Annotated in this window: 27 protein-coding genes and 2 riboswitches; of the genes, 20 read left to right on the plus strand and 7 right to left on the minus strand. The window is 37.6% G+C overall.

All coding sequences use genetic code 11. The features are described 5' to 3' along the window. Window positions 1-189 precede the first annotated feature (189 nt). The 3 genes from A6754_RS11265 (at window position 190) to A6754_RS11275 (ending at window position 5,445) form a co-directional block, all read left to right on the plus strand. Window positions 190-1,296 carry a branched-chain amino acid aminotransferase gene (locus A6754_RS11265; RefSeq protein WP_066445275.1) on the plus strand — a complete coding sequence of 369 codons (1,107 nt, stop codon included), beginning with the start codon at window positions 190-192 and terminating at the stop codon, window positions 1,294-1,296. 694 nt (window positions 1,297-1,990) lie between these two features. After that, on the plus strand, window positions 1,991-3,595 hold the full coding sequence (locus A6754_RS11270; protein ID WP_066445283.1) for an aminotransferase class V-fold PLP-dependent enzyme: 1,605 nt from the start codon (window positions 1,991-1,993) through the stop codon (window positions 3,593-3,595). Continuing rightward, window positions 3,592-5,445 (plus strand): LTA synthase family protein, encoded by a 1,854-nt coding sequence (locus A6754_RS11275; RefSeq protein WP_066445287.1) that lies wholly within the window; start codon window positions 3,592-3,594, stop codon window positions 5,443-5,445. Before A6754_RS11270 ends, A6754_RS11275 begins: the two co-directional genes overlap by 4 nt. Before the next feature lie 50 nt (window positions 5,446-5,495). Here the strand turns inward: A6754_RS11275 and A6754_RS11280 are convergent, their stop codons facing one another. Beyond that, a complete protein-coding gene (locus A6754_RS11280; protein WP_066445290.1) occupies window positions 5,496-5,996 on the minus strand; it encodes a shikimate kinase in 501 nt (166 codons plus the stop codon). Window positions 5,997-6,216: 220 nt separating this feature from the next. Between A6754_RS11280 and A6754_RS11285 the strand changes: the two genes are divergently transcribed. The 9 genes from A6754_RS11285 (at window position 6,217) to A6754_RS11325 (ending at window position 14,772) form a co-directional block, all read left to right on the plus strand. Beyond that, entirely contained in the window at window positions 6,217-7,131 is a 915-nt protein-coding gene (locus A6754_RS11285; protein WP_066445292.1) for a CBASS cGAMP-activated phospholipase, read from the plus strand. A gap of 50 nt (window positions 7,132-7,181) precedes the next feature. Next, window positions 7,182-7,285, plus strand: a riboswitch (TPP riboswitch). Between the two features lie 131 nt (window positions 7,286-7,416). Next, window positions 7,417-7,506: riboswitch (TPP riboswitch) on the plus strand. Window positions 7,507-7,666: 160 nt separating this feature from the next. After that, window positions 7,667-8,161 (plus strand): energy coupling factor transporter S component ThiW, encoded by a 495-nt coding sequence (gene thiW / locus A6754_RS11290; RefSeq protein ID WP_066451589.1) that lies wholly within the window; start codon window positions 7,667-7,669, stop codon window positions 8,159-8,161. Beyond that, a complete protein-coding gene (thiD, locus tag A6754_RS11295) occupies window positions 8,158-8,985 on the plus strand; it encodes a bifunctional hydroxymethylpyrimidine kinase/phosphomethylpyrimidine kinase (protein ID WP_066445299.1) in 828 nt (275 codons plus the stop codon). The genes thiW and thiD overlap by 4 nt, the downstream gene beginning before the upstream one ends. After that, entirely contained in the window at window positions 8,973-9,776 is an 804-nt protein-coding gene (thiM, locus tag A6754_RS11300) for a hydroxyethylthiazole kinase (RefSeq protein ID WP_066445302.1), read from the plus strand. The genes thiD and thiM overlap by 13 nt, the downstream gene beginning before the upstream one ends. Continuing rightward, window positions 9,773-10,417 carry a thiamine phosphate synthase gene (gene thiE / locus A6754_RS11305; RefSeq protein WP_066445304.1) on the plus strand — a complete coding sequence of 215 codons (645 nt, stop codon included), beginning with the start codon at window positions 9,773-9,775 and terminating at the stop codon, window positions 10,415-10,417. Before thiM ends, thiE begins: the two co-directional genes overlap by 4 nt. Window positions 10,418-10,523: 106 nt before the next feature. Next, complete coding sequence (locus A6754_RS11310) at window positions 10,524-11,051, plus strand: type 1 glutamine amidotransferase domain-containing protein (RefSeq protein WP_066445307.1); 528 nt, start codon at window positions 10,524-10,526, stop codon at window positions 11,049-11,051. A gap of 275 nt (window positions 11,052-11,326) precedes the next feature. Beyond that, window positions 11,327-12,019 carry a response regulator transcription factor gene (locus A6754_RS11315; protein ID WP_066451591.1) on the plus strand — a complete coding sequence of 231 codons (693 nt, stop codon included), beginning with the start codon at window positions 11,327-11,329 and terminating at the stop codon, window positions 12,017-12,019. Further along, complete coding sequence (locus A6754_RS11320) at window positions 11,997-14,237, plus strand: sensor histidine kinase (RefSeq protein ID WP_066445310.1); 2,241 nt, start codon at window positions 11,997-11,999, stop codon at window positions 14,235-14,237. The genes A6754_RS11315 and A6754_RS11320 overlap by 23 nt, the downstream gene beginning before the upstream one ends. Before the next feature lie 16 nt (window positions 14,238-14,253). Next, window positions 14,254-14,772, plus strand: coding sequence for an RNA polymerase sigma factor (locus A6754_RS11325; RefSeq protein ID WP_066445318.1), 519 nt, complete (start codon window positions 14,254-14,256; stop codon window positions 14,770-14,772). 67 nt (window positions 14,773-14,839) lie between these two features. Here A6754_RS11325 and A6754_RS11330 read toward each other — a convergent pair whose 3' ends face one another. Next, complete coding sequence (locus A6754_RS11330) at window positions 14,840-15,160, minus strand: winged helix-turn-helix transcriptional regulator (RefSeq protein WP_066451593.1); 321 nt, start codon at window positions 15,158-15,160, stop codon at window positions 14,840-14,842. A 227-nt stretch (window positions 15,161-15,387) separates the two neighbouring features. Here A6754_RS11330 and A6754_RS11335 point away from each other — a divergent pair, with 227 nt between their 5' ends. From A6754_RS11335 to A6754_RS23200, 4 genes are all read left to right on the plus strand, one after another. After that, window positions 15,388-15,927: an NADPH-dependent FMN reductase gene (locus tag A6754_RS11335; RefSeq protein ID WP_066445325.1), complete on the plus strand. Its 540-nt coding sequence runs from the start codon at window positions 15,388-15,390 to the stop codon at window positions 15,925-15,927. 739 nt (window positions 15,928-16,666) lie between these two features. Further along, window positions 16,667-17,338 (plus strand): serine/threonine protein kinase, encoded by a 672-nt coding sequence (locus A6754_RS11340; RefSeq protein ID WP_156495769.1) that lies wholly within the window; start codon window positions 16,667-16,669, stop codon window positions 17,336-17,338. A 345-nt stretch (window positions 17,339-17,683) separates the two neighbouring features. After that, window positions 17,684-17,974 carry a methyltransferase domain-containing protein gene (locus A6754_RS23195; protein ID WP_066445327.1) on the plus strand — a complete coding sequence of 97 codons (291 nt, stop codon included), beginning with the start codon at window positions 17,684-17,686 and terminating at the stop codon, window positions 17,972-17,974. Window positions 17,975-18,004: 30 nt separating this feature from the next. Then, entirely contained in the window at window positions 18,005-18,391 is a 387-nt protein-coding gene (locus A6754_RS23200; RefSeq protein ID WP_066445329.1) for a class I SAM-dependent methyltransferase, read from the plus strand. Between the two features lie 276 nt (window positions 18,392-18,667). Here A6754_RS23200 and istB read toward each other — a convergent pair whose 3' ends face one another. Next, window positions 18,668-19,417, minus strand: coding sequence for an IS21-like element helper ATPase IstB (istB, locus tag A6754_RS11355; protein ID WP_180320189.1), 750 nt, complete (start codon window positions 19,415-19,417; stop codon window positions 18,668-18,670). After that, window positions 19,414-20,964: an IS21 family transposase gene (istA, locus tag A6754_RS11360; RefSeq protein WP_066445331.1), complete on the minus strand. Its 1,551-nt coding sequence runs from the start codon at window positions 20,962-20,964 to the stop codon at window positions 19,414-19,416. The genes istB and istA overlap by 4 nt, the downstream gene beginning before the upstream one ends. Window positions 20,965-21,375: 411 nt before the next feature. On the opposite strand from istA, the gene A6754_RS23395 reads away from it, so the two are divergent. Next, window positions 21,376-21,702, plus strand: coding sequence for a sigma-70 family RNA polymerase sigma factor (locus tag A6754_RS23395; RefSeq protein WP_082851667.1), 327 nt, complete (start codon window positions 21,376-21,378; stop codon window positions 21,700-21,702). A gap of 83 nt (window positions 21,703-21,785) precedes the next feature. Beyond that, on the plus strand, window positions 21,786-22,082 hold the full coding sequence (locus A6754_RS11370; protein WP_066445339.1) for a hypothetical protein: 297 nt from the start codon (window positions 21,786-21,788) through the stop codon (window positions 22,080-22,082). 37 nt (window positions 22,083-22,119) lie between these two features. On the opposite strand, the gene A6754_RS11375 is transcribed toward A6754_RS11370, so the two are convergent. Then, window positions 22,120-23,007 carry a TIGR01777 family oxidoreductase gene (locus A6754_RS11375; RefSeq protein WP_066451595.1) on the minus strand — a complete coding sequence of 296 codons (888 nt, stop codon included), beginning with the start codon at window positions 23,005-23,007 and terminating at the stop codon, window positions 22,120-22,122. 19 nt (window positions 23,008-23,026) lie between these two features. Continuing rightward, a complete protein-coding gene (locus tag A6754_RS11380; RefSeq protein ID WP_257297444.1) occupies window positions 23,027-23,779 on the minus strand; it encodes a hypothetical protein in 753 nt (250 codons plus the stop codon). Window positions 23,780-23,913: 134 nt separating this feature from the next. Here A6754_RS11380 and A6754_RS11385 point away from each other — a divergent pair, with 134 nt between their 5' ends. Next, window positions 23,914-24,402 carry a flavin reductase family protein gene (locus A6754_RS11385; RefSeq protein ID WP_066445348.1) on the plus strand — a complete coding sequence of 163 codons (489 nt, stop codon included), beginning with the start codon at window positions 23,914-23,916 and terminating at the stop codon, window positions 24,400-24,402. A gap of 82 nt (window positions 24,403-24,484) precedes the next feature. On the opposite strand, the gene A6754_RS11390 is transcribed toward A6754_RS11385, so the two are convergent. Next, complete coding sequence (locus A6754_RS11390) at window positions 24,485-24,976, minus strand: CBO0543 family protein (RefSeq protein WP_156495771.1); 492 nt, start codon at window positions 24,974-24,976, stop codon at window positions 24,485-24,487. Between the two features lie 236 nt (window positions 24,977-25,212). Between A6754_RS11390 and A6754_RS11395 the strand changes: the two genes are divergently transcribed. Further along, the gene (locus A6754_RS11395; RefSeq protein ID WP_066445350.1) at window positions 25,213-26,334 is read left to right on the plus strand and encodes an NAD(P)/FAD-dependent oxidoreductase; all 1,122 of its coding nucleotides are present in this window, start codon (window positions 25,213-25,215) and stop codon (window positions 26,332-26,334) included. Window positions 26,335-26,368 lie beyond the last annotated feature (34 nt).

Below are 26,368 nucleotides of genomic sequence, written 5' to 3' on the forward strand. Positions count from 1 at the left end.
AATCCTATCACCCTTTGTAAAACTCTAATTTAATCAAAAAAATTAACTAAATACGCTGTTGACTTTTGTGAAAAGTAGGTTCATAATATTTTAAAAAATCAATATGCTTTATTTATTAAATGCTTTTATGCGTTAAAGTGAATTTGTTGTAAGAAAACAATTATTCCAAAACAGGGAGACTGAGTGCTGATGAATGATTATGATCAAATCAAGGTTCATTTAACATCGAATAGTAAAGAGAAACCACCATTTGATAAGCTGCAATTTGGAAGGAATTTTACAGACCACATGTTTGTAATGGATTATAAGGAAGGTCTTGGCTGGCATGATGCCCGAATTATTCCTTATCAGCCGCTGCAGCTCGATCCATCAGCAATGGTTTTCCATTATGGCCAAAGTGTTTTTGAAGGTTTAAAATCTTATTTGAGTACAGATGGAGACGTGCTGCTGTTTAGACCGTCAGATAATATGAAGAGGCTGAATCGTTCTAATAACAGGCTCTGTATTCCTCAGATCGATGAAGAATTTGCAGTGGAAGCCCTAAAAAGATTAATACAGATTGATCATGAATGGGTGCCAAATGGTGAGGGAACTTCATTGTATATTCGCCCGTTCATCATTTCAACAGAACCTTTCCTTGGAGTTGCTCCTTCGAAAGCATATCAATTTTATATCATTATGTCTCCGGTAGGCGCTTATTATAAGGAAGGAATCAATCCAGTTAAAATTGCAGTACAAAGTGAGTTTGTTCGTGCTGTAAAAGGTGGAACAGGTAATGCGAAAACAGGCGGGAATTATGCTGCAAGCCTTAAAGCGCAAGAATCAGCAGAAGGATTAGGCTATTCACAAGTTCTTTGGCTTGATGGCAATGAGCATAAATATATTGAAGAAGTAGGAAGCATGAACATTTTCTTTAAGATAGACGGTGAGATTGTAACCCCTGAATTAAACGGAAGCATTTTAGAAGGAATCACCAGAAATTCAGTTATCCAGCTTATTAAGCATTGGAATTTGCCGCTGACGGAAAGAAAAGTATCTATTGATGAGATCTTTGAAGCCCATAAGCAAGGCAAACTGGAAGAGGCATTCGGGACAGGGACTGCAGCAGTTATTTCACCAATCGGCGAATTTTTCTGGCAGGACGAAAAGATTGTGATCAATGATCATAAAACCGGAAAAATCGCCAAGCAACTATATGAAACTTTAACAGGTATTCAAAAAGGGACCGTCCCTGATCCATTTGGATGGACTACACCAGCATATAACTCTTCTAAAAAAGCAACAGCCGTAAACTAAAAAATGTAAGAGTGTGGGACATAAGTATATAACACACCTATTGAACCGAATGGTTAGGAAGGTCATCTTTCTAATCATTCGGTTTTTTTAAAATATATTTTATTTACATGAGTGAAATGGAGCGGAGGGCCCTACTCCTGCGGGCTGCAGAGCAAAGGGTGAGACCCCGCAGGACGAAGTGACGAGGAGGCTCAGCTTGCTCCTCGCGGAAAGCGAGGGTCCGCAGCGCAATGGAACGGTCTTGATTAAATACCGAAACCTAGATATTGAATATTCGTGTTTTAGAAATATTAATTTCGTTTTGTCCCATCCTCTTTTTAGTATCTTTCTCCCGTATTTGGTTTGCTTTCTATTTGTTTAAGGGTAGTTCGTTAATAATAATGTAAGATAAATTGGTGAAAAAAAGTGTATTTTGAAACTTTTATACACTTCCATTCGTTTATTATAATAGATAGAATTCTGCCATATTATCATAGTTGAGAAACATTTAAAGGAATAAGTGGATTAAAAGCAAAAAAGAGCGTTTACTAAGCAGAAGTTTTACAGATATTGCTATTGTTTTTATATAATAGTATATTCATATATATGAAAAATATATAAATATTGAGTATTTTCATATAGCAATTTCAGCTGAGAAAAGGTAAAGACATGGCAGCGAAACACCATTAGTAGCTTCAAACGTAGGAGGATAACCATGAAAGACATCTCACTCATTTATAAGGTAGCTGCAGAGGCAGATGAATACAAACAAATATATGAGTTGAATTACCAGACATTTGTTGAAGAAATACCGCAGCACCAAGAAAATACAGAGAAAAGATTAATTGATAAATTTGATGAAGAAAATACATATATTATCGCAAAAGACGGAGCTGAAGTGGTAGGGATGATTGCTGTTCGTGCAAAACGGCCGTTTTCGCTCGATCATAAGCTTCCAGATATTGATTCATATTTGCCAAAAGAAGCAAGACCCTGTGAAATCAGACTGCTTTCAGTAAAAGAAAAATACCGAAGCACATTCGTATTTTTTCAGCTTTGTGAATTGCTGGTGAGTTATTGCTTAGAAAATCATTATAATCTTGCTCTTATTTCAGGTACTCTTAGACAAACAAAGCTCTATAAACGGATCGGTTTTACTAGTTTTGGTCCGGAAGTTGGGGAGGCAGATGCACGTTTTCAGCCGATGTATCTGACGAAGGAGCGTTTTGAAGAGAATACATTGGCATTTAAAGAGCTTATGAAAAAGAAAAACCCTGAACCATATACATTTCTGCCTGGACCAGTCCCAATGGATGAGGAAGTTACCGCCCATTTGAATAGAATTCCGCTGTCACACCGAGATCGTGAATTTATGGACGCCATTCATCGTGTGAGCAGAACAATGTGCCAACTAACGAATGCTAATCATGCTGAGATTGTAGTGGGAACAGGTACACTTGCTAATGATATTGTTGCAGCTCAGCTAAGTAGGATGCCTGGCACAGGATTGATATTGGCAAATGGAGAATTTGGCTATCGTTTGATCGAACATGCAAGCAGGATGGGGCTGACTTTTGAAACCATTAAAAAAGAATGGAATGTGAATATTGATCTTAGTGAAATCGAAGAAAAGGTAAAAGCGAACAGTGAAATCAGTTGGGTATGGACCGTTCATTGTGAAACATCTACAGGATATTTATATGATATAAATGCTATTCAGGAATTGTGCAAAAAGGTTGGAACAGAGCTATGTGTTGATAGCTGCAGCAGTGTTGGAACCATTCCAGTAAACTTGAAGGACATATATCTTGCTACTGCTGTAAGTGGGAAGGGATTAGGATCATATCCAGGAATAGGTATTATTTTACATAGAGAAAACATTCGGCCGGATGCGTCCATTCCCCGTTATTTAGATTTAGGATTGTATGCAATGTCTGATGTGCCATTTACACATTCTTCTAACTTGTTATTTGCACTTGAAACAGCCTTACATCATCATACAGGCTATGAAAATACGGTACTTGGAAATGAGATAAAAGGTAAATTGATACAATCGGGTCTGCCAGTGCTGGGAGATGAGGAATATTCGCCACATGTAATCACCATAGAGATGCCCGCGGGGATCTCTTCACAGGAATTCGGAGATCGTCTGAAAAAGAAAATGATATTGATAAGTTATGAGAGTAAATATTTACTTGATAGAAATTGGGTTCAGGTAGCTATAATGGGTAAACATAATCGTACTTATGCGTTAAGAGCAATAAAAACATTAATCCAGGAATATTTCTTTATCACTTCAGTAAGGCATGAGATCGGATGAAAATAAAAGAGAAGTTACGTTTAACGGTTAATCCTCAGAAGTTAGTACTCTTTGCTCTTATCGTTTTATGGCTGAAAACGGTGATTGTTTCACTGATTGGTTTTAACTTTCATATTCAATCAGCGGCAGATATTCTATTAATTTTATTGAACCCAATCGGATCCTTAGTTTTAATATTGTCAGTTTGTCTCCTTTTTAGAAAGAGATTTAATAAGGCGATATTTATTGCCATTAATATCATTATAACGGGGCTATTATATGGTGATTTGCTGTATTACCGATTTTATACTGATTTTGTAACAGTCCCTATTCTATTTCAGTTTAAAAATGTAGGCGGCCTCGGACCAAGTACACTTGAACTAATGAGTTTTTGGGATCTCCTTTTATTTGCTGATCTGGCTGTCATCATTCTTTTGGCGATTAAAATGAAGAATACCGATTCCATTCAATGGCCCTTTATAAAGAAGTTTGTAGTTGCAGGAACTGTATTGTTTGTTGTTACTGCGGGATTGGCTCTGTTAAAATCACCGTATCTTTTTTCAACAGCATATGACAGGGAACAGATGGTAAAATCAATCGGCCCTTATAATTATCATCTATTTGATATATCGTATGCTGCTTTTTCACCATTAAAAAAAGTACTTGCAACTGAAACAGATACAATCGCGGCAGTAAATTATACAGATGCAAAAGAAGATGAAGAAACAAGTGTGCAAGGAATAGCCGAGGGAAAGAATGTTGTATTAATTAGCATGGAATCTACACAGAATTTTGTTATTAATCAACAAGTAAATGGCGAAGAAATCACTCCCTTTCTGAATGAACTAATAAACGAAAGTTACTATTTCAATTCAATCTATGACCAAACGGCACAAGGCAAAACATCTGATTCTGAGTTCATGGTTGATACATCCTTATATCCATTATCAAGCGGTTCTGTCTTTGTAAGAAAACCATCAAATGTATTTAATGCACTGCCTAAAATCTTAAAAGACAATGGAGGGTATTACAGTGCCGTCCTGCATGGAAATGATGCTGATTTTTGGAACCGCGAAAATATGTATAATGAACTCGGATATGATCGCTTTTTCTCTAAAGTGGATTATGAAGTAAATGAAGAGAATTCAGTTAATTATGGCTTGAAGGATATCCCTTTCTTTGAACAAAGTGCAGAATATATTTCTGAACTGCCTCAGCCGTTTTATACAAGACTAATCACATTAACTAATCATTTTCCATTTTTGCTTGATGAAGAAGATCAATTAATATCTGAAGCAGCAACTTCTCAAGATGTTGTTAACCGCTATGTGACAACGGTGCGCTATCAGGATGAAGCGATCAGAAGGCTTTTCGATCAGTTCAAAGAATTAGGGTTATATGAGGATACAGTATTTGTCTTATATGGCGATCATTACGGGATATCTGAAAAATATGAAGATGGCGTATTAGAATTGCTTGATCTCGAGCCATCACCCGTCCACCATGTTGAACTGCAAAAAGTGCCGGTCATTATCCATGTGCCAGGCCAAGCAGGTAAGGTGTTTTCAAATATTGGCGGGGAGATCGATATCCGTCCGACTCTGCTATCGCTATTAGGTATTACGGATGTTGACACACCTTCATTCGGCCAGAATTTAATGACGCGTGATCATGATCAGCCTGTCATTTTCCGTGACGGATCTTATGTGTCTGATCAGCATATTTATATCAATAATGTCTGCTATGATAAAAAAAGTGGTGAAGAAGCTGAAGAAGGTGCCTGTAATTCTAATTTAGAAAAGGTAAGAGATGAGCTAAATATGTCAGATGAAATTTTAAATGGAGATTTATTGAGGTTTTTAGATTTATAAATAAAAAGGAGGATCGTTTTTGAACGATTCTCCTTTTTATTTTCAGCCGTTTACACTTCTTGAAGGATCTCTTTTGCTGTTTGTTCTGCTCCATTGTCTGCTTTTATTTTAAAATGATAAGTGTTATATATTTTTTGCCGGTCTGTGAAAATGCGGTGAATTTCATTTTCTGTTTTTCCCTGCAGAAGTGGTCTTGAAGGCACTAAAGAATCCAGTCTCTGCTTCCAAACGTCCCAAGAAACGGAAAGGTAAAAGACCGTTCCATTTTCCATGCAAGTATTCCTGATTTCTTCCTGCAGAAAGGCACCTCCACCTAATGAAACGACTTGAATTTCTGTATTGCTGCAAATTCTTTTTACTTGATCAAGTTCAGTACGGCGGAATTCCTGTTCTCCAAATTGCTGAAAAATCTCAGTCGTTTTTAGACCATACCATTTTTCTATTTCTTCATCGACATCAATAAAAGGAACTTTTAGCTCTTTGGCAATTAGTTGTCCCACAGTTGTCTTACCAGAGCCCATAAAACCTGTTAAGATAATTTTTTTATGCATATTAAGCGATGATCCCCATTTCCTTTTGCATTTTAAGAGAATTATAATATAGAAATAATTTGCTGTAAAAATTAAATAGTGTGATAACTCCTTTTTATCTTTCGAATATAATGAAGCTTGTATGTAGATACCTAAAGAAAACGCTCAAAGTATTTATCAATATCTGTATAGATAGGGATCATCAGGGAACATTATAAGAAACGAATATATAGGTGAGTATGTGAAAATTTTAGCTATTGATGGCGGCGGAATACGGGGTATTTTGGCGGTCACCGTCTTAAAAAATATTGAAAAACAATATAAATGTAAGATTGCTGATCTCTTTGATGTCTTTGCTGGAACCAGTACAGGTGCCATTATTGCAGCTGCTGCATCTGTAGGTAAAGAAATGGAAGATGTTTATGATATTTATCTACAGCATGGTGAAAAGATCTTTGAAAGACATGCTACAGTTGGTTTATTTAAAAGCATTTATACAAACCATCATTTACGACAATATTTACAAGATGCCTACGGAGAGACATTGCTATGTGAAGTGGAAAAGCCATTGCTTTTACCAGCGGTCGATATTCATAAAGGAAAGCCGTATGTTCATCGCTCACATGTACGCAATCCTGGAGAGAAAAAGGAAGAGATTAAACTGTGGGATGCCGTGCTTTCATCCTGTTCTGCACCGGTTTATTTTCCCCCTAATGAAATGCAAAATAAACTTTTAGCCATTGATGGCGGCTTATGGGCAAATAATCCAACATTGGTTACAATCACAGAGGCACTCAGTTTTTTTCATCAAAAACTTGAAGATATCCATGTTTTATCGATTGGGACTGGACTGCAATCTATTCCTTTTCAGGAAGAGGAAGGCAGAGAATGGGGTGCTCAAAGCTGGCTGCCTTTTCAATTTCCCTCTTTTAGGATGACACCAAAACTTCTTGATCTTGCGCTTCATATTTCTTCAGAAGCCATCTCATATCATTGCCGGCATTTGCTGCATGACCAATATTTACGTCTGAATGCCGAGCTGGAAAAAGAAATGCCATTTGATGATGTGACATTTTCACATGAACTGGCTCTTATGGGAGAAAAGCTATATGAGGAGCAAAAAAAGGATATTGAGGAATTTCTAAAAAAGACATAACGTTTGCAAAATAATACAAAAATGTTATGATAGTGTTGAAAAATGAATACTTCTTACACTAGGGGTGTCTTTTTAAGACTGAGATGGCAGTAATGCCAAACCCTCTGAACCTGATCCTGTTAACACTGGCGTAGGGAAGTGCTATAGATTATATTCTGCTGATCTATACATATTCGCCGCTCGTGTTTTCATGAGCGGCTTTTTGTCTCTATGGAATCATTCCTTTAAGCCAATGGAACAGAAATCGGAATATCTTGATATGGTGTAAAACAAACTTGAAAATTAAAAATCTGCTGGGGGCGCCAAATTGGCTGAGAAGAACCCTTTGAACCTGATCTAGTTAGAACTAGCGTAGGGAAGCAGTTAACATAAGTGCACATGTGCTGTTTGTTAACCGCTTCTGCTATAGGAGCGGTTTTTTATATTGAGGAATAAGCCGTATTCATTCACAAAGTGTGCTGCCGGGAGGGAAGAGATTGGCTTATATAATATGAGGATTCGCACTTATTAAATATTAAGGGGGAAATAAAAAATGATGAACAGTACAAAAAAACTAACCATTACTGCATTTATTGCAGCTATTACGACGGTTTCCAGCAGTCTTATTTACATACCGGTAGGATTTGCAAAAATCTTTCCTATTCAGCATTTTGCTAATGTGCTCTCGGCTGTTTTGCTTGGCCCATGGTATGCAGTTATTCAAGCTTTTCTTTCATCAACTTTAAGAAATATGCTGGGAACAGGCAGTATTTTTGCTTATCCAGGCAGTATGATTGGTGCCTTTTTAGCAGCAATTCTTTTCTCCAAAACTCGTAAACTCAGTTTTGCAGCAGCAGGTGAAGTGGTTGGAACAGGCATATTAGGTGCAATGGCGACCTATCCGATTTCTGTCCTTTTCCTTGGACAGGAAGCAGCGCTATTTGGGTTTGTGCCTGCATTTATCTTCAGCAGCTTTACAGGTGCTTTGATGGGTTACGGATTATTGAAAGTAATGGTGAAAAATAAAGCATTAGGAGGCATTTTACAATGAAAACAGCATTGACGATTGCAGGCTCAGATTCAGGCGGAGGTGCCGGTATTCAAGCGGACTTAAAATCATTTAGCGCAAATGGCGTTTTTGGGATGTCCGTTATTACTGCTATTACAGCTCAAAATACACAGGAAGTTCGTTCTGTACAGGATATAGATGTGAATATTATCAGAGATCAAATAGAAGCTGTATTTGATGATATTACGGTTGATGCCGTAAAAATCGGGATGCTTTCATCTGCAGACACAATTAAAACGGTAACGCAAGGCCTGCAAAAATATGCGCCGTCTCATATTGTGCTTGACCCAGTCATGGTTTCAAAAGGCGGGCATCATTTGCTGAGACAAGAAGCAGTGACTTCTTTAATAGATCACATGCTTCCGCTCGCAACTATTATAACCCCTAATATCCCAGAAGCAGAGGTCATTCTTGGTTATCCTATTTCAAACAAGAAAGACATGGAGAAAGCATGTATGGATATGACACAACTTGGTGCCAGATCGGTGTTGTTAAAGGGAGGGCATATGGAAGGGGATCCAGATGATTTGTACTATGATGGAACCAATTTTCATTGGATTAGCGGCACGAGAATTGAGACAAAAAATACACATGGAACAGGGTGTACTCTTTCTTCGGCAATTGCTGCTAACCTTGCTCGCGGGTTTGATATGCTTGAAGCGGTGAAGCGAGGAAAATCATATATACATATGGCAATTGAGCATAGCCTTGATATTGGCAACGGTCATGGCCCAACAAACCATTTTTATGATTTATACAGAAAAGCAAAAATGTATCAGGAGGCAGAGAAGACATGGAGCAACTGAGCGTGAATCAAATTTTCAGAGACTTGGAAACTGGGAAACCTTTAATCCATCAAATTACGAATAATGTAACCATTAACGATTGTGCGAATGCAACATTGGCAATTGGTGCATCTCCTGTAATGGCTACAAGTATAGAAGAAGTTGAAGCGATGGCTGGACTTGCAGATGCTCTAGTGATTAATTTTGGTACCATTACAGCCGATATGTACGAATCCATGGTGCTGGCAGGAAAGGCAGCAAACAGAAAAGGGATTCCAGTCGTTTTTGATCCGGTTGGAGTAGGCGCTACTCCATATAGAACCCAAAAGGCAATGGATTATATGAAAAAAGTGAAGGTGGATATTGTAAGAGGGAATGGAACGGAGGTTTACGCACTTATTGGCGATCAGGCGAATACCCGAGGTGTTGATGCTGGTGAATTATCCTTAACTCATACTGAATTAGCAAAGCTGGCTGCTGAGAAGCTGAATGCAGTTATTGTCATAAGCGGTAAACATGATGCCATATCAGATGGAACTAGAGTGGCAGAAATCGAGAATGGTGATATTTGGTTAACAGCTGTGACTGGCACTGGATGCATGACAACCGCTCTAATTGCTTCTTGTGCAGGTGTTTCTGAGGATTATTTCTCTGCAGCAGTTGTTGGAATGGGCATTATGAGCCTTGCTGGAGAGCGAGCGAGAAGGAAAATTTCAGACGGTGAAGGCATTGGCACGTTTAAAGTAAAGTTAATGGATGAAATCTTCACCATGAATGAAACTGTCTGGGAGAGAGAGGTTATATTGCGATGAAAATGGATTATAGCGTTTATTTGGTAACAGAGGAGTCCCGTGATTTAAAAGATTTGCTTTATATTGTAGAAGAAGCCGTTAAGGGCGGTGCAACCATTGTGCAGCTTCGTGAGAAAACGAGTGAAGGCAAACTATTTTTCGAAAAAGCCTTAAAGTTAAAAAGGCTTTTAGATCAGTACGATGTTCCTCTCATTATAAACGATCGAGTTGATGTAGCTTTAGCTGTTCATGCGGCAGGCATACATGTGGGCCAAACAGATCTCCCTTTAAAAGCGATAAGAGCAATTGTGCCAGATTCCATGATTATAGGTGTTTCTGTTTCAAATCCAGAAGAAGCACAGGCAGCACAGAGAGATGGGGCAGACTATGTAGGTGTTGGCGCTGCATTTCCAACTGCTTCAAAAGGAGATGCAACAGTCCTTCCTCCAGGCATGCTTGAAAAAACAGTTCAATCTGTCACGATTCCTGCTGTTGCAATCGGAGGCATCAATCATGGGAACATCCCCCAGCTCAACCATATAAACCTTGCAGGAGCTGCAATCGTTTCAGCGATCATGAATGCACCTTCTCCACGTGAAGCAGCGGAACAGTTTGGAGCATTGCTGCTCGGCAGAAAAGGATCTAAAGAGGGAATAATTTGAGAAGCATAACTGATAAGGAATATTGAGTCAGTAGAAACCGTTCCTCTGGCTCTTTGTCCATTGATTCCTGTATACTAGAGGCTATCAATTGTATGGAGGGATATAAATGAGATTGAAGGATAAAAAAGTCATAGCACTTGTTGAGAATGAATTTGAGGATCTAGAGCTATGGTATCCGATTTTACGGCTTCAAGAAGAGGGAGCAACTGTTGATTTAGTCGGGCAAGAGGCAAATAAACAGTATATTGGAAAATATGGCGTCCCCGCGCAATCGGCATATGCTTTTACGGATATCAATGCGGAGGATTATGATGCTATTCTGGTTCCCGGAGGATGGGCGCCAGACAAGCTAAGACGTTATCCGGAAGTGCTGAAGATGGTTCAGCATATGGATGAAAAGAAAAAGCCTATCGGACAAATTTGTCATGCTGGCTGGGTGCTTATTTCAGCAAACATCTTACAAGGAAAAAAGGTCACCAGCACACCTGGAATCAAAGATGATATGACAAATGCTGGTGCTATATGGAGTGATGAGGCAGTCGTTACGGACGGCCATATTGTGTCCAGCCGCAGACCGCCAGACTTGCCTCCTTATGTTAAGGCATTTGCGGATGTATTAGCAGAACAAAAATAATCCTAACGTACATTCAATCATATATGACTTACATGTAAGGTCTGTTCCTAATTAGAGGAACAGGCTTTTTTTGTGGAAAATACGGTAGCATTGGCAGGGTTCAAACGTTTGAGCAGGTGAATAGGTGTTCTCTCAATTTACATGAAAGGCCAAGGAAATTCGTTTCATCGTTTTTTTAAGAAATTCTTAAGATTTTTGCTATCCATTTGTTAAGATTTTTCTAGTAAGATAGAAATTAATTAAAGTAGTGAGCAGGAAGAAGGCAGGGCAGAATGATGGCAAAGTATAATGTGCTGGTTGTGGATGATGAGAAGGAAATCCGCGATGCAATTGAAATTTATTTAAAAAATGAAGGCATTACGGTGGTAAAAGCAAGCGATGGAGTGGAAGCATTAGAAGTACTTCAGCACAGCGAAATCCACCTTATAATCTTGGATGTCATGATGCCAAGATTAGATGGAATTGGAGCAACATATAAAATTAGAGAAGAAAAGAATATCCCGATTATTATCTTAAGTGCGAAAAGTGAGGATACAGACAAAATCTTAGGACTGCAGGTAGGTGCAGATGATTATGTCACCAAGCCTTTTAATCCAATGGAGCTAGTTGCACGCGTAAAATCCCAGCTGCGCAGATATGTAACCTTTGGGAATTTTGAAGGAGCAAAAAAAGAGATTAACCTAAACGGATTGACATTAAATACAGCTGCAAAGGAAGTCTGTTTGAATGGGGAGTCCATAAAGCTGACACCAATCGAATATAAAATAACAGAGCTGCTGATAACAAATGCAGGCACCGTTTTTTCGATTAATGAAATCTATGAAAAAGTATGGAAAGAACCTTGTTTTAACGCAGAAAATACGGTTGCTGTACATATTCGTAAAATTCGTGAAAAGATTGAAATTGATCCGAAAAATCCAAGATATTTAAAGGTGGTGTGGGGCATTGGCTACAAAATGGAAAGGTAAGTTCCTTATCTTTATTTGCTCCATACTGCTAGCTTATGGAACGAGCGGATTATTCACTGCTATATTGTATTCCAATGAATTCTTTCATAAAGACAATTATTTTCAAACCGATGAATTTCAAATGGATTTGGGCGAGTTTGCAGCTCTACTAAATATATATGAATTAAACAATCTCACACTTGAAGAAGCAAAAGAAAATATTATGGTCTCTAAAGAAGACATAGAGGAACATCGATACAGATACGGAGAGCTGCAGGAACAAATTGATAATATTACGATGCAATATGAAGAGCGTATTCAAACGGCATTAAATTCAAATAATCAGAAGGCTGCCGATGCGTATATTGAAGAAAGAGACAATAAGATAAAAGATATCACCCAAAACTTCGAAAGCGATGAATATGTTATACCAAAGGTAAAGGCTGAAAAAGAAGCAAAACTCGAACAATTTTATCAAGAAAAAGAGAGCTTTAAGGAACATTTTACTGATTCTGCTAAAACATTTACCTATTACTTTGAAAACACTGTTACAGGAAAAACGTATACCAATTTAGAAGCTGAAGAGACAGCGGATACTTATTTTACTAGTGAACATACATACTTTTTCACTGATTATACAATTGGTGATGTGATGTCAGACTATTATATGCTGCCGCTTGGAGAGCTGCCAAGAGAGCTAGAACAGGTTGACTACAGCGAATTCAATGGAAAAATTGCTTTAGCCCGTTCTTTGCCAGATCAAAGTCAATATATCAATGAAATGCATAAATATGAAGATTTGCAGATTCTGTTTATTTTACTGGCTGCAACAAGTCTTATTCTGCTGATTCTATCAATCGTAATAATCAAAAAATCGAAGCTTATTACCGCAGAAATTCATCAAATAAAGCACTACTATGAAAAATTCCCAATCGACACTCGTGTGATCCTTTGTATTCTAGCTTTTATCGGTGCATTTATGTCACTGGACTTTATCCATCATAGTACTCGCTACCTATTAGATGATAGCTATTTTCTAAACGAATTAATTGTATCCTTCTTAGGCTATTATATTTGTTTTTCACTCGCCATTATTCAATCCGTTTTTCTCTTTGGCGTGCTGACTGATCCTGCTGCGATTGCGGATGACTGGAAAAAAGGGATCAGCTACCGGCTTCTTTCTATATGCCGCAGAGGGTTCAAGAATCTTAGGGGAAATATTAAAGGTGCCTTCTTAGAACAACCGCTGGGAACACAAGTCATGCTGCTGCTCGGAAGTATTTTCTTTACTGGTCTATGTGCTTTTACGATGATGATTCATCCTCTTTTTATCATCATATATCTTCTTCTATTAGGAATTGTATGCATACCAGCGATCATCATGTTTGTGAGGAATGTCGGTACGCTTCAGCAGCTTGCCAAAAAAACAAACGAGCTGGCACAAGGAAAGCTTGGGGAAGATTTACATATTCCTGAACAAATAGATTTGGCAAACATGGCGAAGGATTTGAATGCGCTTAGACAGATTGTAAAAGCATCGCAAAAGGAACAAGCCAAAAGTGAACGGCTAAAAACAGAGCTTATTACGAACGTTTCACATGATTTAAGAACGCCTTTAACGTCCATCATCAATTATACAGAACTGCTAAAGTCACAACAGCTATCAGACCAAGAGCGTGACTCGTATCTTGACATTATTGATCAAAAATCAAAGAGACTAAAAGGCTTAATTGAGGATTTATTCGAAGTCTCTAAGATGGCAAGCGGAAACGTCGAGCTTTCTAAAGAAAAGGGAGATTTAGTACAGCTGCTTCATCAGGCGATTGCCGAGTATGATACAGATATACAGAATTCTAACCTCCAGTTCAGACTATCGGTCACGGAAAGCCCCGTATTTGTGCTAGTAGACGGGCAAAAAGTCTGGCGAGTTTTCGATAATTTAATATCAAATATATTGAAATACTCTCTTGAGCATTCACGCGTTTATATATCGCTCATAGAAGAAAGTCAACAGGCTCAGATTATATTTAAAAATATCTCAAAATATGAATTAAACGATGAAAGTGAAGAATTATTTGAGCGTTTTAAAAGAGGAGATACTTCACGGCATACGGAAGGTTCAGGATTAGGACTTGCCATTGCAAAATCAATCATAGATTTGCATGACGGAGAATTAGTCATTGATACAGATGGTGATTTATTTAAAGTTAGCATAGTGCTTCAAAAAGTAAATATATAAAAAAGTAGGGACCATTATGGACGAAGATTATTTCAATGAATTATATGAACGTTATTTTCATCGGCTCTATCACGTTGCCTATCGAATCACTAAAGATCAGCAGCTGGCTGAGGATGCTGTGCATGAAACATATATCAAGGCGATTAAGAAAATACAATGTGTTGAAGATTCAAAAAAGATAGGGGCTTGGTTATCTGTGATTGCTGCAAGAACTGCGATTGATATAATCCGAAAAGAGAAAAAAAGCAATGTAATGTCTATGGAGCATATTCACCTTAAAGCAAGTTCGCTGCAGACGGATCATAATGTTGTCGAAAAGGATGTAGAGGCATCATTATTTAATCAGAATTTATATAAGGCTATTCATCAGCTTTCAGCACATTACCAAACCATTCTGCTATTAAAGCTTCAAAAAGGGTTGAAAGAACAAGAAATCGCTGATATCCTGCATATAAATCAGAATACCGTAAAAACTCGCTTGTATCGGGCTAGACAAAAGCTAAAGATTCTAGTCAACAGGTTAGAAACAGCCTAAAAAAAAAGAGGGGATCCCCTCTTTTTTTTGTGTTTATGTTTATCTCTTCAATTAAGAGGTAAATGGATTATGTTTCATCCGCTGAAATCCATTCTTGTGACCATTTTTCAACCTCGCGTAAGACAGGCTCTAACGAAATGCCTTTCTCTGTTAAAGAGTACTCAATAATCACCGGGGTTTCAGGGATGACTTTTCGTTTAATAATTCCTTGCTTTTCCATTTCTTTTAACCGCTCTGATAAAACTTTTCCGCTAATGCCTACAGATGTTTGAATCGATCCAAACCGTTTTGGACCAGTGAGAAGCTGATGTATTAACAGAGCCGTCCAGCGTTGGCTTAAAATTGAAATGGCTTTTTCAAAGCGAGGACAAATGTCAGTTTCTTTCATCATTCGTTCACTCCTTATAGCTTTATTATACCATTAAAAAAACAGAAATAAAATTACATTAGATAATAAAGTAACTTGACAATAGTGAATTGATAAAATATACTTGGTTACATAAAGTAACTTATTGATAGAAAGAATTGAAATATCTTTTATTCAGCAGTTACTTACATCTATGTAACGGATATCCAGCATGAGTTTTTATCGTTTAAAAAAGGGAGGAAATAAAAATGGCAAATTTAAAAATTGGAATAATATTAGGCAGTACTCGTGAAGGAAGAGTAAGTCCGCAGGTTGGTGAATGGGTTAAAGGGATTGCTGATCAGCGCAGTGATGCAGAATATGAAATTGTAGATATTGCAGATTTCAACCTGCCGTTTTTAGGTACCACTAGTGAAGCAGAAGGCATTAAAAAATGGTCGGAAAAACTGACTAGCCTAGATGGATTTGTATTTATTGTTCAAGAATACAACCACAGCATTACAGGTGCTCTTAAAAATGCCTTAGACTTAGCGCGTGATGAATGGCATAACAAAGCAGCAGGTATTGTAAGCTATGGATCAACAGGTGGAGCTCGTGCAGCAGAACATTTGCGTGGTATTCTAGCTGAACTTCATGTTGCCGATGTTCGCACACATCCAACATTGTCCCTATTTACAGATTTTGAGAACTTCAGTGAATTCAAACCAGCAGATCTTCATCTTGACAATGTGAATACCATGCTGGATCAAGTGAATGCTTGGAGCGGGGCTCTTAAAACATTACGATAAAATACTTTTAATAGCACAAGAGGAAAAAGCAAGGGAGAAGTTTCCCTTGCTTTTTTGTTCGCTTAACAACACTTTGTAGGATTAATTCAGCAGATAATGTAATAAAACTGGGAAGAAAATTAGGATAGTAAGACTTTGCGCAAAGGTAACTGTAATAGCCTTTTTCCAAGAATTTCGTTTAGGGTAAGTGTTAAAAACTCTCTGAAAGAAAAGAAATCTGATCCACCAGAACAGCAGAGTATAAATAATCATAGTATTAAATATATATGAATCTTAATTCGATTCTATCCGTATACATAATCAGTCCATAAGTGATGGTATGAAGAATGAGATAATATTATGGAGAGGCAAGAATAATGGGGATGAAATATGGTATAGAATAATTTACGGCAGTCTGGCTTTAGGCGGTTTGCTTGTCATTGCCGCCATTGTTTGTTACTTTATCATTCTATAGAGAGTAAGAGGGTAAACAATCAATTGTTCCTCTGATAAATATCATCAAACAATTTAAACTCAAAATATATCAACTAAATGATTTAAATAAGTTAAGCTATCGCAGCATTCTAAAATCATGGATATTCTACATATATTGTATAAAGGAGTTGTAGTGCGTTTTTCGAATACAATAATACTTCTTATGGTAGAATAAAAGACTAGCTGCAAGGCACTTCTCTTCTGAAGAGCATTTTTTATAAATATTGATTTACGAGTGCACCAGCCAGTCAAGGGAGAGATTGGTGTGGCACAATGGGAGATTGCGATTGATTCACTTTCTAAAATTTCAGTTTTATCAAATCCAAATAATGAACCAGTAACGATTATCGGACAAGTAGAGGGTTTAAAGTGCATCGGAGTCGGAACAGATGCTGCCGTTTTTCAATTTTTAGATGCACCCCATTATGCATATAAGGTTTATGCAAAGGATAAAATTGATAAAGTTAAGGCAGAAGCAGGTGTTTATGAACAGATAGGAGAATCTCCATTTTTCTCTACTTATTATGGTTCTGGGGAGTTTTTCATTGTTTTAAGTTATGAAGATGGTAAAACACTATATGATTGTGTCCTCCAGGGTATTCATATCCCTAACCAAGTTGTAGAGGATGTTGAAAGTGCCAGAGATTTTGTTCGAAGTAAAGGGCTGAATCCTCGAGATATTCATTTGAAAAATATATTGCTGCAGAATGGTAGAGGAAAGATTTTAGATGTATCCGAATATATTCAATCTGGTAATGATTTAAGATGGGAACATCTAAAAAAAGGATATGAAGAATATTATCATCTAATCGATGGAAAATCGGTTCCGTTTTGGGTCGTGGAAACTGTCCGAAAATGGTATCACCAGCAAAATAAATATTTTCCTTTCTTTGATGACTTTCTGAAATTAGTTCAAAAGCTTAATTTTATGAAATAGGGTTGGTTAATAATAAATAATAGAGTGTATGATATTAATAGAAAAGCATCGATATTAACGTATTGATGCTTTTTTACATAGATTATTTGAAACAAGATAGCAAATAATCTATGTGTGTTAAACTGTTAAATATAGTAAATTCAATCCTGCTGATTAGTCAAGAAGCTGTAAACTTTTAGAGGGAATTATTTGAATTTTATGTTAATATAATACTATTAAAGAAAGGTGGGGTTTTTTATGGTACATGATATCGGAATAAAGTTAAACATGAAATTAAGGGGCAGGCTTTTCGAGTAATTCATAAGGAATGCTCGGAAAGTAACTTTATAACTTGGAGGAGCATTCATGTTAAATAATCACGGATTCGATTTATGGGCGGATCAGTACGACAAAACTGTTCAAATTAGTGAAGAAAACAATCAGTATCCTTTTGCAGGCTACAAAAAGATACTAAACGCTATTTTTAATGAAATTATGCAGCTTAAACATGCAAAAGTTTTAGATATTGGTATGGGTACAGGCGTACTTTCTAGTAAACTATATGATTATGATCATTTAATTGATGGAATCGACTTTTCAGCAAAAATGATTTCAATTGCTCGATCAAAAATGCCAGCCGCTACATTCATAGAGTGAGATATTTCAAAGGGTCTTCCTAGAGAGAAAATGAGAAATGAATATGATTTCATTGTCAGCACTTACACGCTTCACCACCTGACAGACAATGAAAAAATCAGTTTTATAACGGACTTGCTTTCTGTTCTGACTGATGACGGCAAGATCTTAATAGGTGACATTGCTTTTGCCAGCAGGGCAGAACTGGAGCAATGCAAGCAGGACAATCAGCTGAACTGGGATGATGATGAATTTTATTTTGTGTATAACGAAATCAAAACACCGCTGGAGCATATATGCAAATGCGAATTCGTACCCATTTCTCACTGTGGTGGTGTATTTGAATACAGCCAAGAGATTTTACCACCCTCGCCATCTTTTTTACCACTCTCCGCCAAGGAATTTACCACTCTCCGCCACATGTTTACCAATGGATAAAAAAGCCCTACAGATTAACATTCTAGTAATCTGATAGGGCTTTTATTATTAATTAACTATTTAGATTGGTTACTGAAGTAATCGAAGATTATCATTCTAGTCCCTTCAAATATATCTTCCTCAGTCCAGCTATAAGGAATAGGTTCCTCGACGTATACCTCTAAAAGCATTTCATTTAGTTCCTTTGGGAAAGGAATCCAGGTTTTGTAACCCACCCAATAATAGTATTCTTCAATCTTCTGAATCTCCCTAGTGGTTTATGTGGCCATATTAAGGTTACCTGCCTAACCCATGACGCTCACGCATAGAAACTTCTCCATCTAGTAGAATTTGATAGGAGTCATGAATAATACGATCTAAGATTGCTTCCGCAATCGTTTCATTTCCTAGCTTTAAATGCCATCCACTAGGATCAATCTGTGAACAGAATATAGTGGAGCCAACCTTATGACGAGCTTCTGTAATTTCCAAGAGGATTGCTGCTTCATCCGTTGTTAAATCTGTTAATAGCCACTCATCTAGGATAAGGAGGTCGACTTTTGTATATTTCTTTATGCTCTTCCGATAACTTCCGTCGGCTGCTAATTTAGCGAGTGACAGCTCATCCAGTAATTCTGGTAATCGAATATATTTAACGTTGAAAAACTGGCGACAGGCAGATACTCCGAAGGCAGTAGCTAAGAATGACTTTCCTGAACCAGTAGGTCCTTTTAATATAATGTTGTGACTATCAAGTATATAATTACAACTAGCCAACTTCAAAATCAGTTCTTTGTTTAGCCTTCGATCTTCATGATATTCAAGGTCTTCAATACATGCATTGGAATTAAAAAAAGTCGCCATTTTGATTAACCGTTGAAGTTTATTACTCTTTCGGCGGGCATGTTCTAAATCGACAAGTAAACTAAATCGATCTTCAAAAGTCATTTTTTGAAATTCTTTATTCGCTGCTTGTTCCTTATAGGCTTCTGCCATTCCACTTAATTTCATCTCGATTAATTTGGTTAATGTTTGTTCATTCATCATTTATCCGTTCCCCCATAGTAAGAAGCTCCACGTGTAAAGCCAAAATTATTTGTGTTGATTTCTGTTTTCCGTTTTAATTCTTGCTCTGCGTCATTCTTCTTGTTAGTCTTCAGTAGCGTTTGAATACTTTTGACCGTTGGTCTTTTAGTCATTGAGATTACCATCTTACAAGCACGTTCAATCTCATATTTCGTGTATCGACGCTCAAACTTCTTCAAAGAAAATATAGATTGTAGGGCTAGCTTCTCTGTTTGTGAAGTATCTAGAAGATATTGAATTACACTTAACGTTGATTCTCCAATGTTTTCTGCCCATTCAATCGCAGCTTCTGGGGTTTGATCAACGAATAACTTGTGATTATCTGGCATATGATCGTGAACAGTGGTAGTTTGACCAAATTTACCATATAATCGTTTATGAGAGGCTATTCTCATATGGTTAAAAAACACCTCTAAGAGTTTATCAGACACTCTCACTTCGACTTCTCGATTGATATATTCGTATGGTACGGAATAAAACATGCTATCGAAGGAAACATGATAGTCAGGTGCTACAGTTGTCTTTTTCCATTCAGACATTTTATAAGGTTCTATCGGAAGGGGAGAAAGGGCAAATTTCTCTTCTTCTTCAAATGCAGACAAACGCGACCCTTTTTTTCGAGTAAAGGGTCTTTTATTAAATTCGTCTAATCTCTTCCTAACCTCTTCGTTCAATTCATCAATAGTAAAGCAATGCATGTTTCTTAATGCTGCGATTATCCAAGTAGAAATCACTCCAACCGACCCTTCTACACTGGCTTTATCTTTAGGGGTACGAACCCTCGCTGGCATGACAACAGTATTGTAGTAGTCCGCCATCTCTTTATAAGCAGGATTTAAGATCAATTCGCGGGTTGTATGCTTAGTAACGCTTGTTTTTAGGTTGTCTGGAACGACAATTTGAGTCGTACCACCGAAATACCTATAGGCATTATTGTGAAGTGTGATCCATGAATGAGAGTCCATAGACAGGCTTGCTTCTGCGTATGATAACTGGCTGCACGGCAAGGTCGCAACGAACACATAGGCTTTTACCTTTTCTCCAGTATCTCTATCAATGATGAATGCTGTGGAGCCCGCCCAATCGACTTCCATGATTTCACCTGGTTTTCTGCGAATGCGCAAAGTAGCTTTGTATTTATCTGCATAATTACTGTAATGACGTAAGAAACTTCGATAAGAGTATGGGATCTTTTGATTCGCTCTACATTCAGCTTCATATTCATGGTGGAGAAGTGACAGCGTCACATTGGGCTTCGCCAACTCCTCATGAATATAGTCAAAATTCAAGGGATGCCGACCTGAAGCCTCCAATGATTTCTGAGGAAAAAGAAATTCTTCAATCCATTTATCCGTCATTTCCTCCTCTAACGGACAGACTAGGCCCTTCTTTTCGGCAAGGGTGATGATCTCTGTTACTTTTTGACGAGAATGGCCAGTACTTGAGGCAATACCTCTAAGGCTAAAACCCTCATTCTGTAATTCCCATATCTTTCGATAATGAATCATACAAAAAACCGCCTGAATAATAATGACACACCAATAGGTGAGCTCAATAATTATACAGAAGGCAATGTAGTGGTAAACAGCTTGTCATTTGCTGGTACATTTCTTGTCACTAGGTGGTAAATAGATTGTCATTAGTGGTACATTTCATTGGCCGTAATCAGTATTTATTATTTCGAAGTAATCTCCGAGGGGGCAGCTATTTTTAGCTGCTCTTTTTATGCTGGGTATTTATATAATTAGGAAAAGATTTAGAGAAAACAATTCTTCTATAGCAGTGTAGTTCTGTGATTTAGATCGTATAAATTGTGAACCCTGCTGCTCAGGTTAATCGTCTTTATATAAGCATTCATGAAAAGGAGGGAAGTCTGTGGATCTAGATAGAAACGAGAGCTTGCTAGTGAGTTCAATAGCATTGTAGAACTATATGTAAATGATATTAGAAAGATCGTTTTCTCATATGTAAAAAACCAACACACAATGGAAGATATCACTCAAGAAGTTTTTCTAACAGCTTATAATAACTTTCATACTTTTCGAGGTAAGGGTTCCATTAAGAATTGGCTGCTTAAGATAGCAGTCAACAAATCAAAGGATTATTTAAAAAGCTGGCATCACCGAAAGGTTCAAATGACTCACATTCAAAAAGCTCTTAATACACATGTGTTTAACGAGCTGGATATGACTCAGACTGAAATAGAACAGTTTGCAGAAGTGATTTCAAAAAATCAAAACAGATAAAGAAAGAAAAGAAACATTTTAAAATCCTTTTACCAGCTGCTGCAGTATTATTTCTCGTTTTTTTAACAGGTATTCTTCTAAGTTTGTTCATATCTGAGTCGGAAAATCAAACAGCTTCCATTGAAGAGAAAGCTGAACTTATTTACGGAGAGCCCATTGTCATTCCGGAAATAGAAGGGTTTGACATTCTATTTTCTGCTATTACGATGCTTCCTGCTCAAAATGATCAACCCTCAAACTTAACGATCTCCTATGGGAAAGGAAAAGGTGAATTAGATTCTAATTTTAATAGTGAAGAGAAGAGGAAATCATGGGAAGAACAGCAGGATCGATTGTGTCACAGTGACGCCCCGGAATTCCTCGAAATCTGTCGAAAATAAAAACCACCTCTCTTATTTAGAGAGGTAGCAGTGTTCATCAGTTTACTATAATAGCTCTTAAGGCTTCATCTAAGGTTTTATATTGAAAATCAAATCCTGATTGAACCAGTCTTTCGGGCACTACCCAGCGGCTTTTTAAGACTAGCTCAGTTTCTGTTCCTATAAAAACAGCACCAAGTTCAAGCATCCATTTAAAAGCCGGAAGACCAAAGCTTTTTTTCATATGTGCCCTTATTAATCGCATCTGCTCTATGTTTTTTACTGGGTGGGGAGCAGAACAGTTAAAAACTCCTTCCAGGTGTTTATTGTCTTTTAAGAAAAGAGTTATTTGAAAAAGGTCTTCAATGTGAATCCAGCTGAACATTTGGCTGCCGGATCCCTGCTTGCCGCCAAGACCAAATTTCACCAGATTTACATAAGGTGTCATAACACCGCCGTCAGGTCCGAGCACGATCGCAATTCTTAGGGCTGCTTGTCTCGTTTTTGGCAACTGGAAAGAGAAAAAGGCATCTTCCCAAGATGTGGCTACATTTACTGAAAAGCCAGAGCCGATTTCACCTTCTGCTTCGGTCATGGGCCGGTCTTCAGCATGACGGTAGATGGTTGCAGTGCTCGAATTGATCCATAGCTCTGGGGGATTTTCACATGCCTGCAGGGCTTTCCCTAATATATTTGTTGTCTCCGTTCTGGAGGTAAATATTTCTTTTTTATTTTTCTCATTGTAGCGGCAGTTCACCGATTTTCCAGCTAAATTAATGAGCATTTCTGCGCCTTCTAACGCGGAAATGATGTCTTTTTCATGATTCCAGGCAATAGCAGGGGCAGTTCTGGCAATGATGATGACTTCATAACCGAGTTCTTGAAATTTTTGTTGAAAATAAGTGCCAACAAAACCTGTTCCTCCAGCTAAGACAACCTTTTTCAATTTCTCCACTCCCCAATCTTTAGCTTTTTTGTATTTTGGATGGATTGTTGATTTTATAAGGGACTGCTTCATCTATTAAAAATTCTTCTTCTGCGTCCTTGCCTTGAGGCAGCTTTTTCTTGACGATTTTTCCGTCAAATTCGAGCTGTTCACCGGGAGAAAGCTCCCATTTCTTTAAAGTTTTAGAATGTGAACACCAGGCAAGTCCTACTTCAATCTTTTCTTCCTGTTGAATCGTTACATTCTCAAGAACCACCACTTCATCATTTTCTTCATTAAAATGATTCCAGCTTAACGCAAATTGCTTAACCTGTGCCGTAAAGTGAACTTTATCTTCTGGCAGAACAACCTTTTTTGGACTTTCTTTCTTCGGTTTTTTGGTTTCTTTTTTCGTTACAGTTTTTTTGGCTGCTGCAGGTTCTTGCTCTTTTTTCTCACTTTGAATTGAAGCAGGAGCCTGAGGAGCTTCACCGGCATCAGATAAATAGATTTTTCCAAAGCTTGCGGCCTGCATCTCTTTTAAGAAGGCAGGATGGATGCAGCCTAAGCTGCCATCTTCAAATTCAATAATGATGGTATTTCCTGAATGATCTTGACCGTATACCTCATAGCCCTTAATGGTTACAATGGACTGCTGTTTTCGATCTTTGTACCAATATTCACTTTTAGAGGCTGGCAAGCCCCATTCTTTCACTTTTTCTGTATATTCATCTGTATTTTCAAATTGAATATAATCGCCTTTTGGAGGAACGATTGTTTTTAATTCACTCATCTTTTCAAGTTCCCTCGCTTTCATTCCTTATGCTTTATAGTATATTCTATACTAGAAAAGAAGTAATTTCGAATCATTTCAGGGAATATATTCGGATATACTAAAGGTGAATATGTTCGGAAAGGCGGAGCAGGATGAGTGCAGATACAGCTAAATTTAAAGAAGTAATGGGCAACTATCCAACTGGAGTTACAGTTATAACAACAGTTGACGAGAGCGGTACACCACTTGGGTTAACAGTAAATTCATTTGCGTCCGTATCATTGGACCCGCTGATGATCCTTTGGTCTATTGATCATAAGGTTTCTTCACATGATGTGTTTAAGGAATCAGGCAAATTTGCTGTTCATGTATTAGCGGAAGATCAGGGAGAGCTATGTGCATTATTTGCAAGCAAGGGTATTGATCGATTTGCCAACTGCGAATGGAAACTATCACAACAAGGATTGCCGATCATCGAGGGTGCTTTGGGTGTTATGCAATGTAAAACATTTAAGAGTGTTGAAGCAGGAGATCATACCATTTTAATTGGGGAAGTTACTGACATTGATAGCCGTAAAAAAGAACCGCTGCTTTATCATAATCGCAAGTTTGGAAAGATTCCTGCTGAGTTTTATGAATAAGCTAAATTTTTAGAGACCAAATCATTGATTTGGTCTCTTTGTTAGCTGAATTGAATTTACAAAAGAAAAATGAAGTAAAGAATTATTCATTTTCGTTTTCCTGTTTTAATTTAAATACCCATCTATGATAAAGTCTAGAAAGGTAGAATGTGAACCACATTGTTATAAAACTCCAATACCAAGACCATTTTTTGTATCTAATTAAATTTGTGTACTTTATCGCAATTGCTTCAAAAACTGTTATGGATGCCGAATATAAGGTATAATAACAAAATTTATATAATTTATTTCTTTTCTCAGGATAATGCAGATTAAATAATGAACATAAGGCAGGATAGACAAAATATTCAAATGTAAAACTTGACTTATTCGCTTTTTTGAAAAATAGCCGATAAGGGTAGGAGATCAATCCTTTTTCAACGACGAGAAGTCCAAATAGCCATGTAATTGTCTGTTTAAACAAAAAGGAAACATGTGCTTCGCGAATTCTGTTCTTTGGTACAAATATCATTAATAAAATGGACATAACAATCCAAGCTGAAATTTCAACTGTTTTATCTAATTTATGTTTCAAGATCTTCACCTCTATACCTATAGAATGGTTATGAAGTCTTGTTTTATGTATACATTTTTACAGGGTATTTGTAATTTGAATGCATATTACATTCATCATAAGAGTATCTGGAAATCACATTGTGAACAATATAACATTGCCCCATCAGCAAAACTTTTGTAAGATAAAACAAAAAATCTCTATATATACATAAAAGGAAATACATTAGCTGTTATAAAATAAAGGTGTGTAATTAAATGAAAAAAATTATCGTAATTGGCGCAGGCATTCTCGGTGCTTCCGCTGCTTATCATCTTGCCCGTAAAGGTACAGAAGTAATCTTAATTGATCGCTATGATAAGGGGCAGGCAACAGATGCTGCTGCCGGAATCGTCTGTCCATGGCTTTCACAGAGGAGAAATAAGCCATGGTATACACTCGTGAAGAATGGTGCGAACTATTATGCCGAATTAATTAAGATGCTCGATGAAGACGGAGAAAAGAATACGGGATATAAAAAGGTAGGAGCAATTGCTCTTCAATCTGAGAACAACAAGCTATTAAAGTTAAAAGAAAGAGCTTTTCTGAAAAGAGAAGAAGCACCGGAAATCGGTGACATTACTGAAATTAATGCCATTAAACAAAAGGAATTGTTTCCGCCGTTAAGTGATCAATATGAAGCTGTGCATGTAAGCGGAGGAGCACGAGTCAACGGCGGCAGACTCCGGCTTTCTTTGGTCAATGCAGCCCAAAAAAATGGAGCGCGAATTATTAATGGTTCTGCGCGTTTGCTGTCAGAGGATCAGAAAGTGATTGGTGCAGAGGTAAATGGAGAACATATACTGGCAGACGAAGTGATTGCTGTACCTGGTGTATGGGCAAAAGAATTGTTGTCACCGCTGCAAATTGATTTTCAAGTGTTTGCTCAAAAAGCGCAAATCATTCATTTAAAGCTCCAGGATGAACGTACAGGAGATTGGCCAGTGATTATGCCGCCAAACAACCAATACATGCTTGCATTCGAAAACGGTAAGATTGTGGCAGGTGCCACACATGAAGATTTGGAAACTTTAGAACTGCGGGTGACCGCAGGAGGGGTTCACGACATCTTAACGAAAGCACTGCAAATCGCACCAAGTCTTGAGGATGCTGAGCTTACTGAAGTAAAGGTAGGATTTCGTCCGCACACGCCTGGATTTTTACCAGTATTTGGGCGGATCCCTGAATTTAAAGGAATTCTTACTGCTAATGGCTTAGGAGCCTCAGGGCTGACAGCTGGTCCTTACGTAGGAAAATTATTAGCACAAATAGCTCTTGGAGAAGAAGCGGAAGTGAACCTGGAGGATTATGATGTAAGTACCGCTATTAAAACGAAGTAATAAAAAGCGTTTACAATAGCTCTAATAATTGCTA

Origin of the sequence: Cytobacillus gottheilii (assembly GCF_001636345.1) — a bacterium.
Taxonomy (GTDB): Bacteria; Bacillota; Bacilli; order Bacillales; family Cytobacillaceae; genus Cytobacillus; species Cytobacillus gottheilii.

What these genes read in the sequence shown, in the direction of transcription:
- A6754_RS23200 (WP_066445329.1), top strand. Translation starts at nt 18,005, where the DNA reads ATGAGAAATGAATATGATTTCATTGTCAGCACTTACACGCTTCACCAC.
- A6754_RS11335 (WP_066445325.1), top strand. Translation starts at nt 15,388, where the DNA reads ATGGCAAATTTAAAAATTGGAATAATATTAGGCAGTACTCGTGAAGGA.
- A6754_RS11315 (WP_066451591.1), top strand. Translation starts at nt 11,327, where the DNA reads ATGGCAAAGTATAATGTGCTGGTTGTGGATGATGAGAAGGAAATCCGC.
- A6754_RS11275 (WP_066445287.1), top strand. Translation starts at nt 3,592, where the DNA reads ATGAAAATAAAAGAGAAGTTACGTTTAACGGTTAATCCTCAGAAGTTA.
- thiW (WP_066451589.1), top strand. Translation starts at nt 7,667, where the DNA reads ATGAACAGTACAAAAAAACTAACCATTACTGCATTTATTGCAGCTATT.
- A6754_RS11310 (WP_066445307.1), top strand. Translation starts at nt 10,524, where the DNA reads ATGAGATTGAAGGATAAAAAAGTCATAGCACTTGTTGAGAATGAATTT.
- A6754_RS11380 (WP_257297444.1), bottom strand. Translation starts at nt 23,779, where the DNA reads ATGAGTGAATTAAAAACAATCGTTCCTCCAAAAGGCGATTATATTCAA.
- A6754_RS11330 (WP_066451593.1), bottom strand. Translation starts at nt 15,160, where the DNA reads ATGAAAGAAACTGACATTTGTCCTCGCTTTGAAAAAGCCATTTCAATT.
- A6754_RS11385 (WP_066445348.1), top strand. Translation starts at nt 23,914, where the DNA reads ATGAGTGCAGATACAGCTAAATTTAAAGAAGTAATGGGCAACTATCCA.
- A6754_RS11280 (WP_066445290.1), bottom strand. Translation starts at nt 5,996, where the DNA reads ATGCATAAAAAAATTATCTTAACAGGTTTTATGGGCTCTGGTAAGACA.
- thiM (WP_066445302.1), top strand. Translation starts at nt 8,973, where the DNA reads ATGGAGCAACTGAGCGTGAATCAAATTTTCAGAGACTTGGAAACTGGG.
- A6754_RS11270 (WP_066445283.1), top strand. Translation starts at nt 1,991, where the DNA reads ATGAAAGACATCTCACTCATTTATAAGGTAGCTGCAGAGGCAGATGAA.
- A6754_RS11265 (WP_066445275.1), top strand. Translation starts at nt 190, where the DNA reads ATGAATGATTATGATCAAATCAAGGTTCATTTAACATCGAATAGTAAA.
- A6754_RS11325 (WP_066445318.1), top strand. Translation starts at nt 14,254, where the DNA reads ATGGACGAAGATTATTTCAATGAATTATATGAACGTTATTTTCATCGG.
- thiE (WP_066445304.1), top strand. Translation starts at nt 9,773, where the DNA reads ATGAAAATGGATTATAGCGTTTATTTGGTAACAGAGGAGTCCCGTGAT.
- A6754_RS11395 (WP_066445350.1), top strand. Translation starts at nt 25,213, where the DNA reads ATGAAAAAAATTATCGTAATTGGCGCAGGCATTCTCGGTGCTTCCGCT.
- A6754_RS23195 (WP_066445327.1), top strand. Translation starts at nt 17,684, where the DNA reads ATGTTAAATAATCACGGATTCGATTTATGGGCGGATCAGTACGACAAA.
- istA (WP_066445331.1), bottom strand. Translation starts at nt 20,964, where the DNA reads ATGATTCATTATCGAAAGATATGGGAATTACAGAATGAGGGTTTTAGC.
- thiD (WP_066445299.1), top strand. Translation starts at nt 8,158, where the DNA reads ATGAAAACAGCATTGACGATTGCAGGCTCAGATTCAGGCGGAGGTGCC.
- istB (WP_180320189.1), bottom strand. Translation starts at nt 19,417, where the DNA reads ATGATGAATGAACAAACATTAACCAAATTAATCGAGATGAAATTAAGT.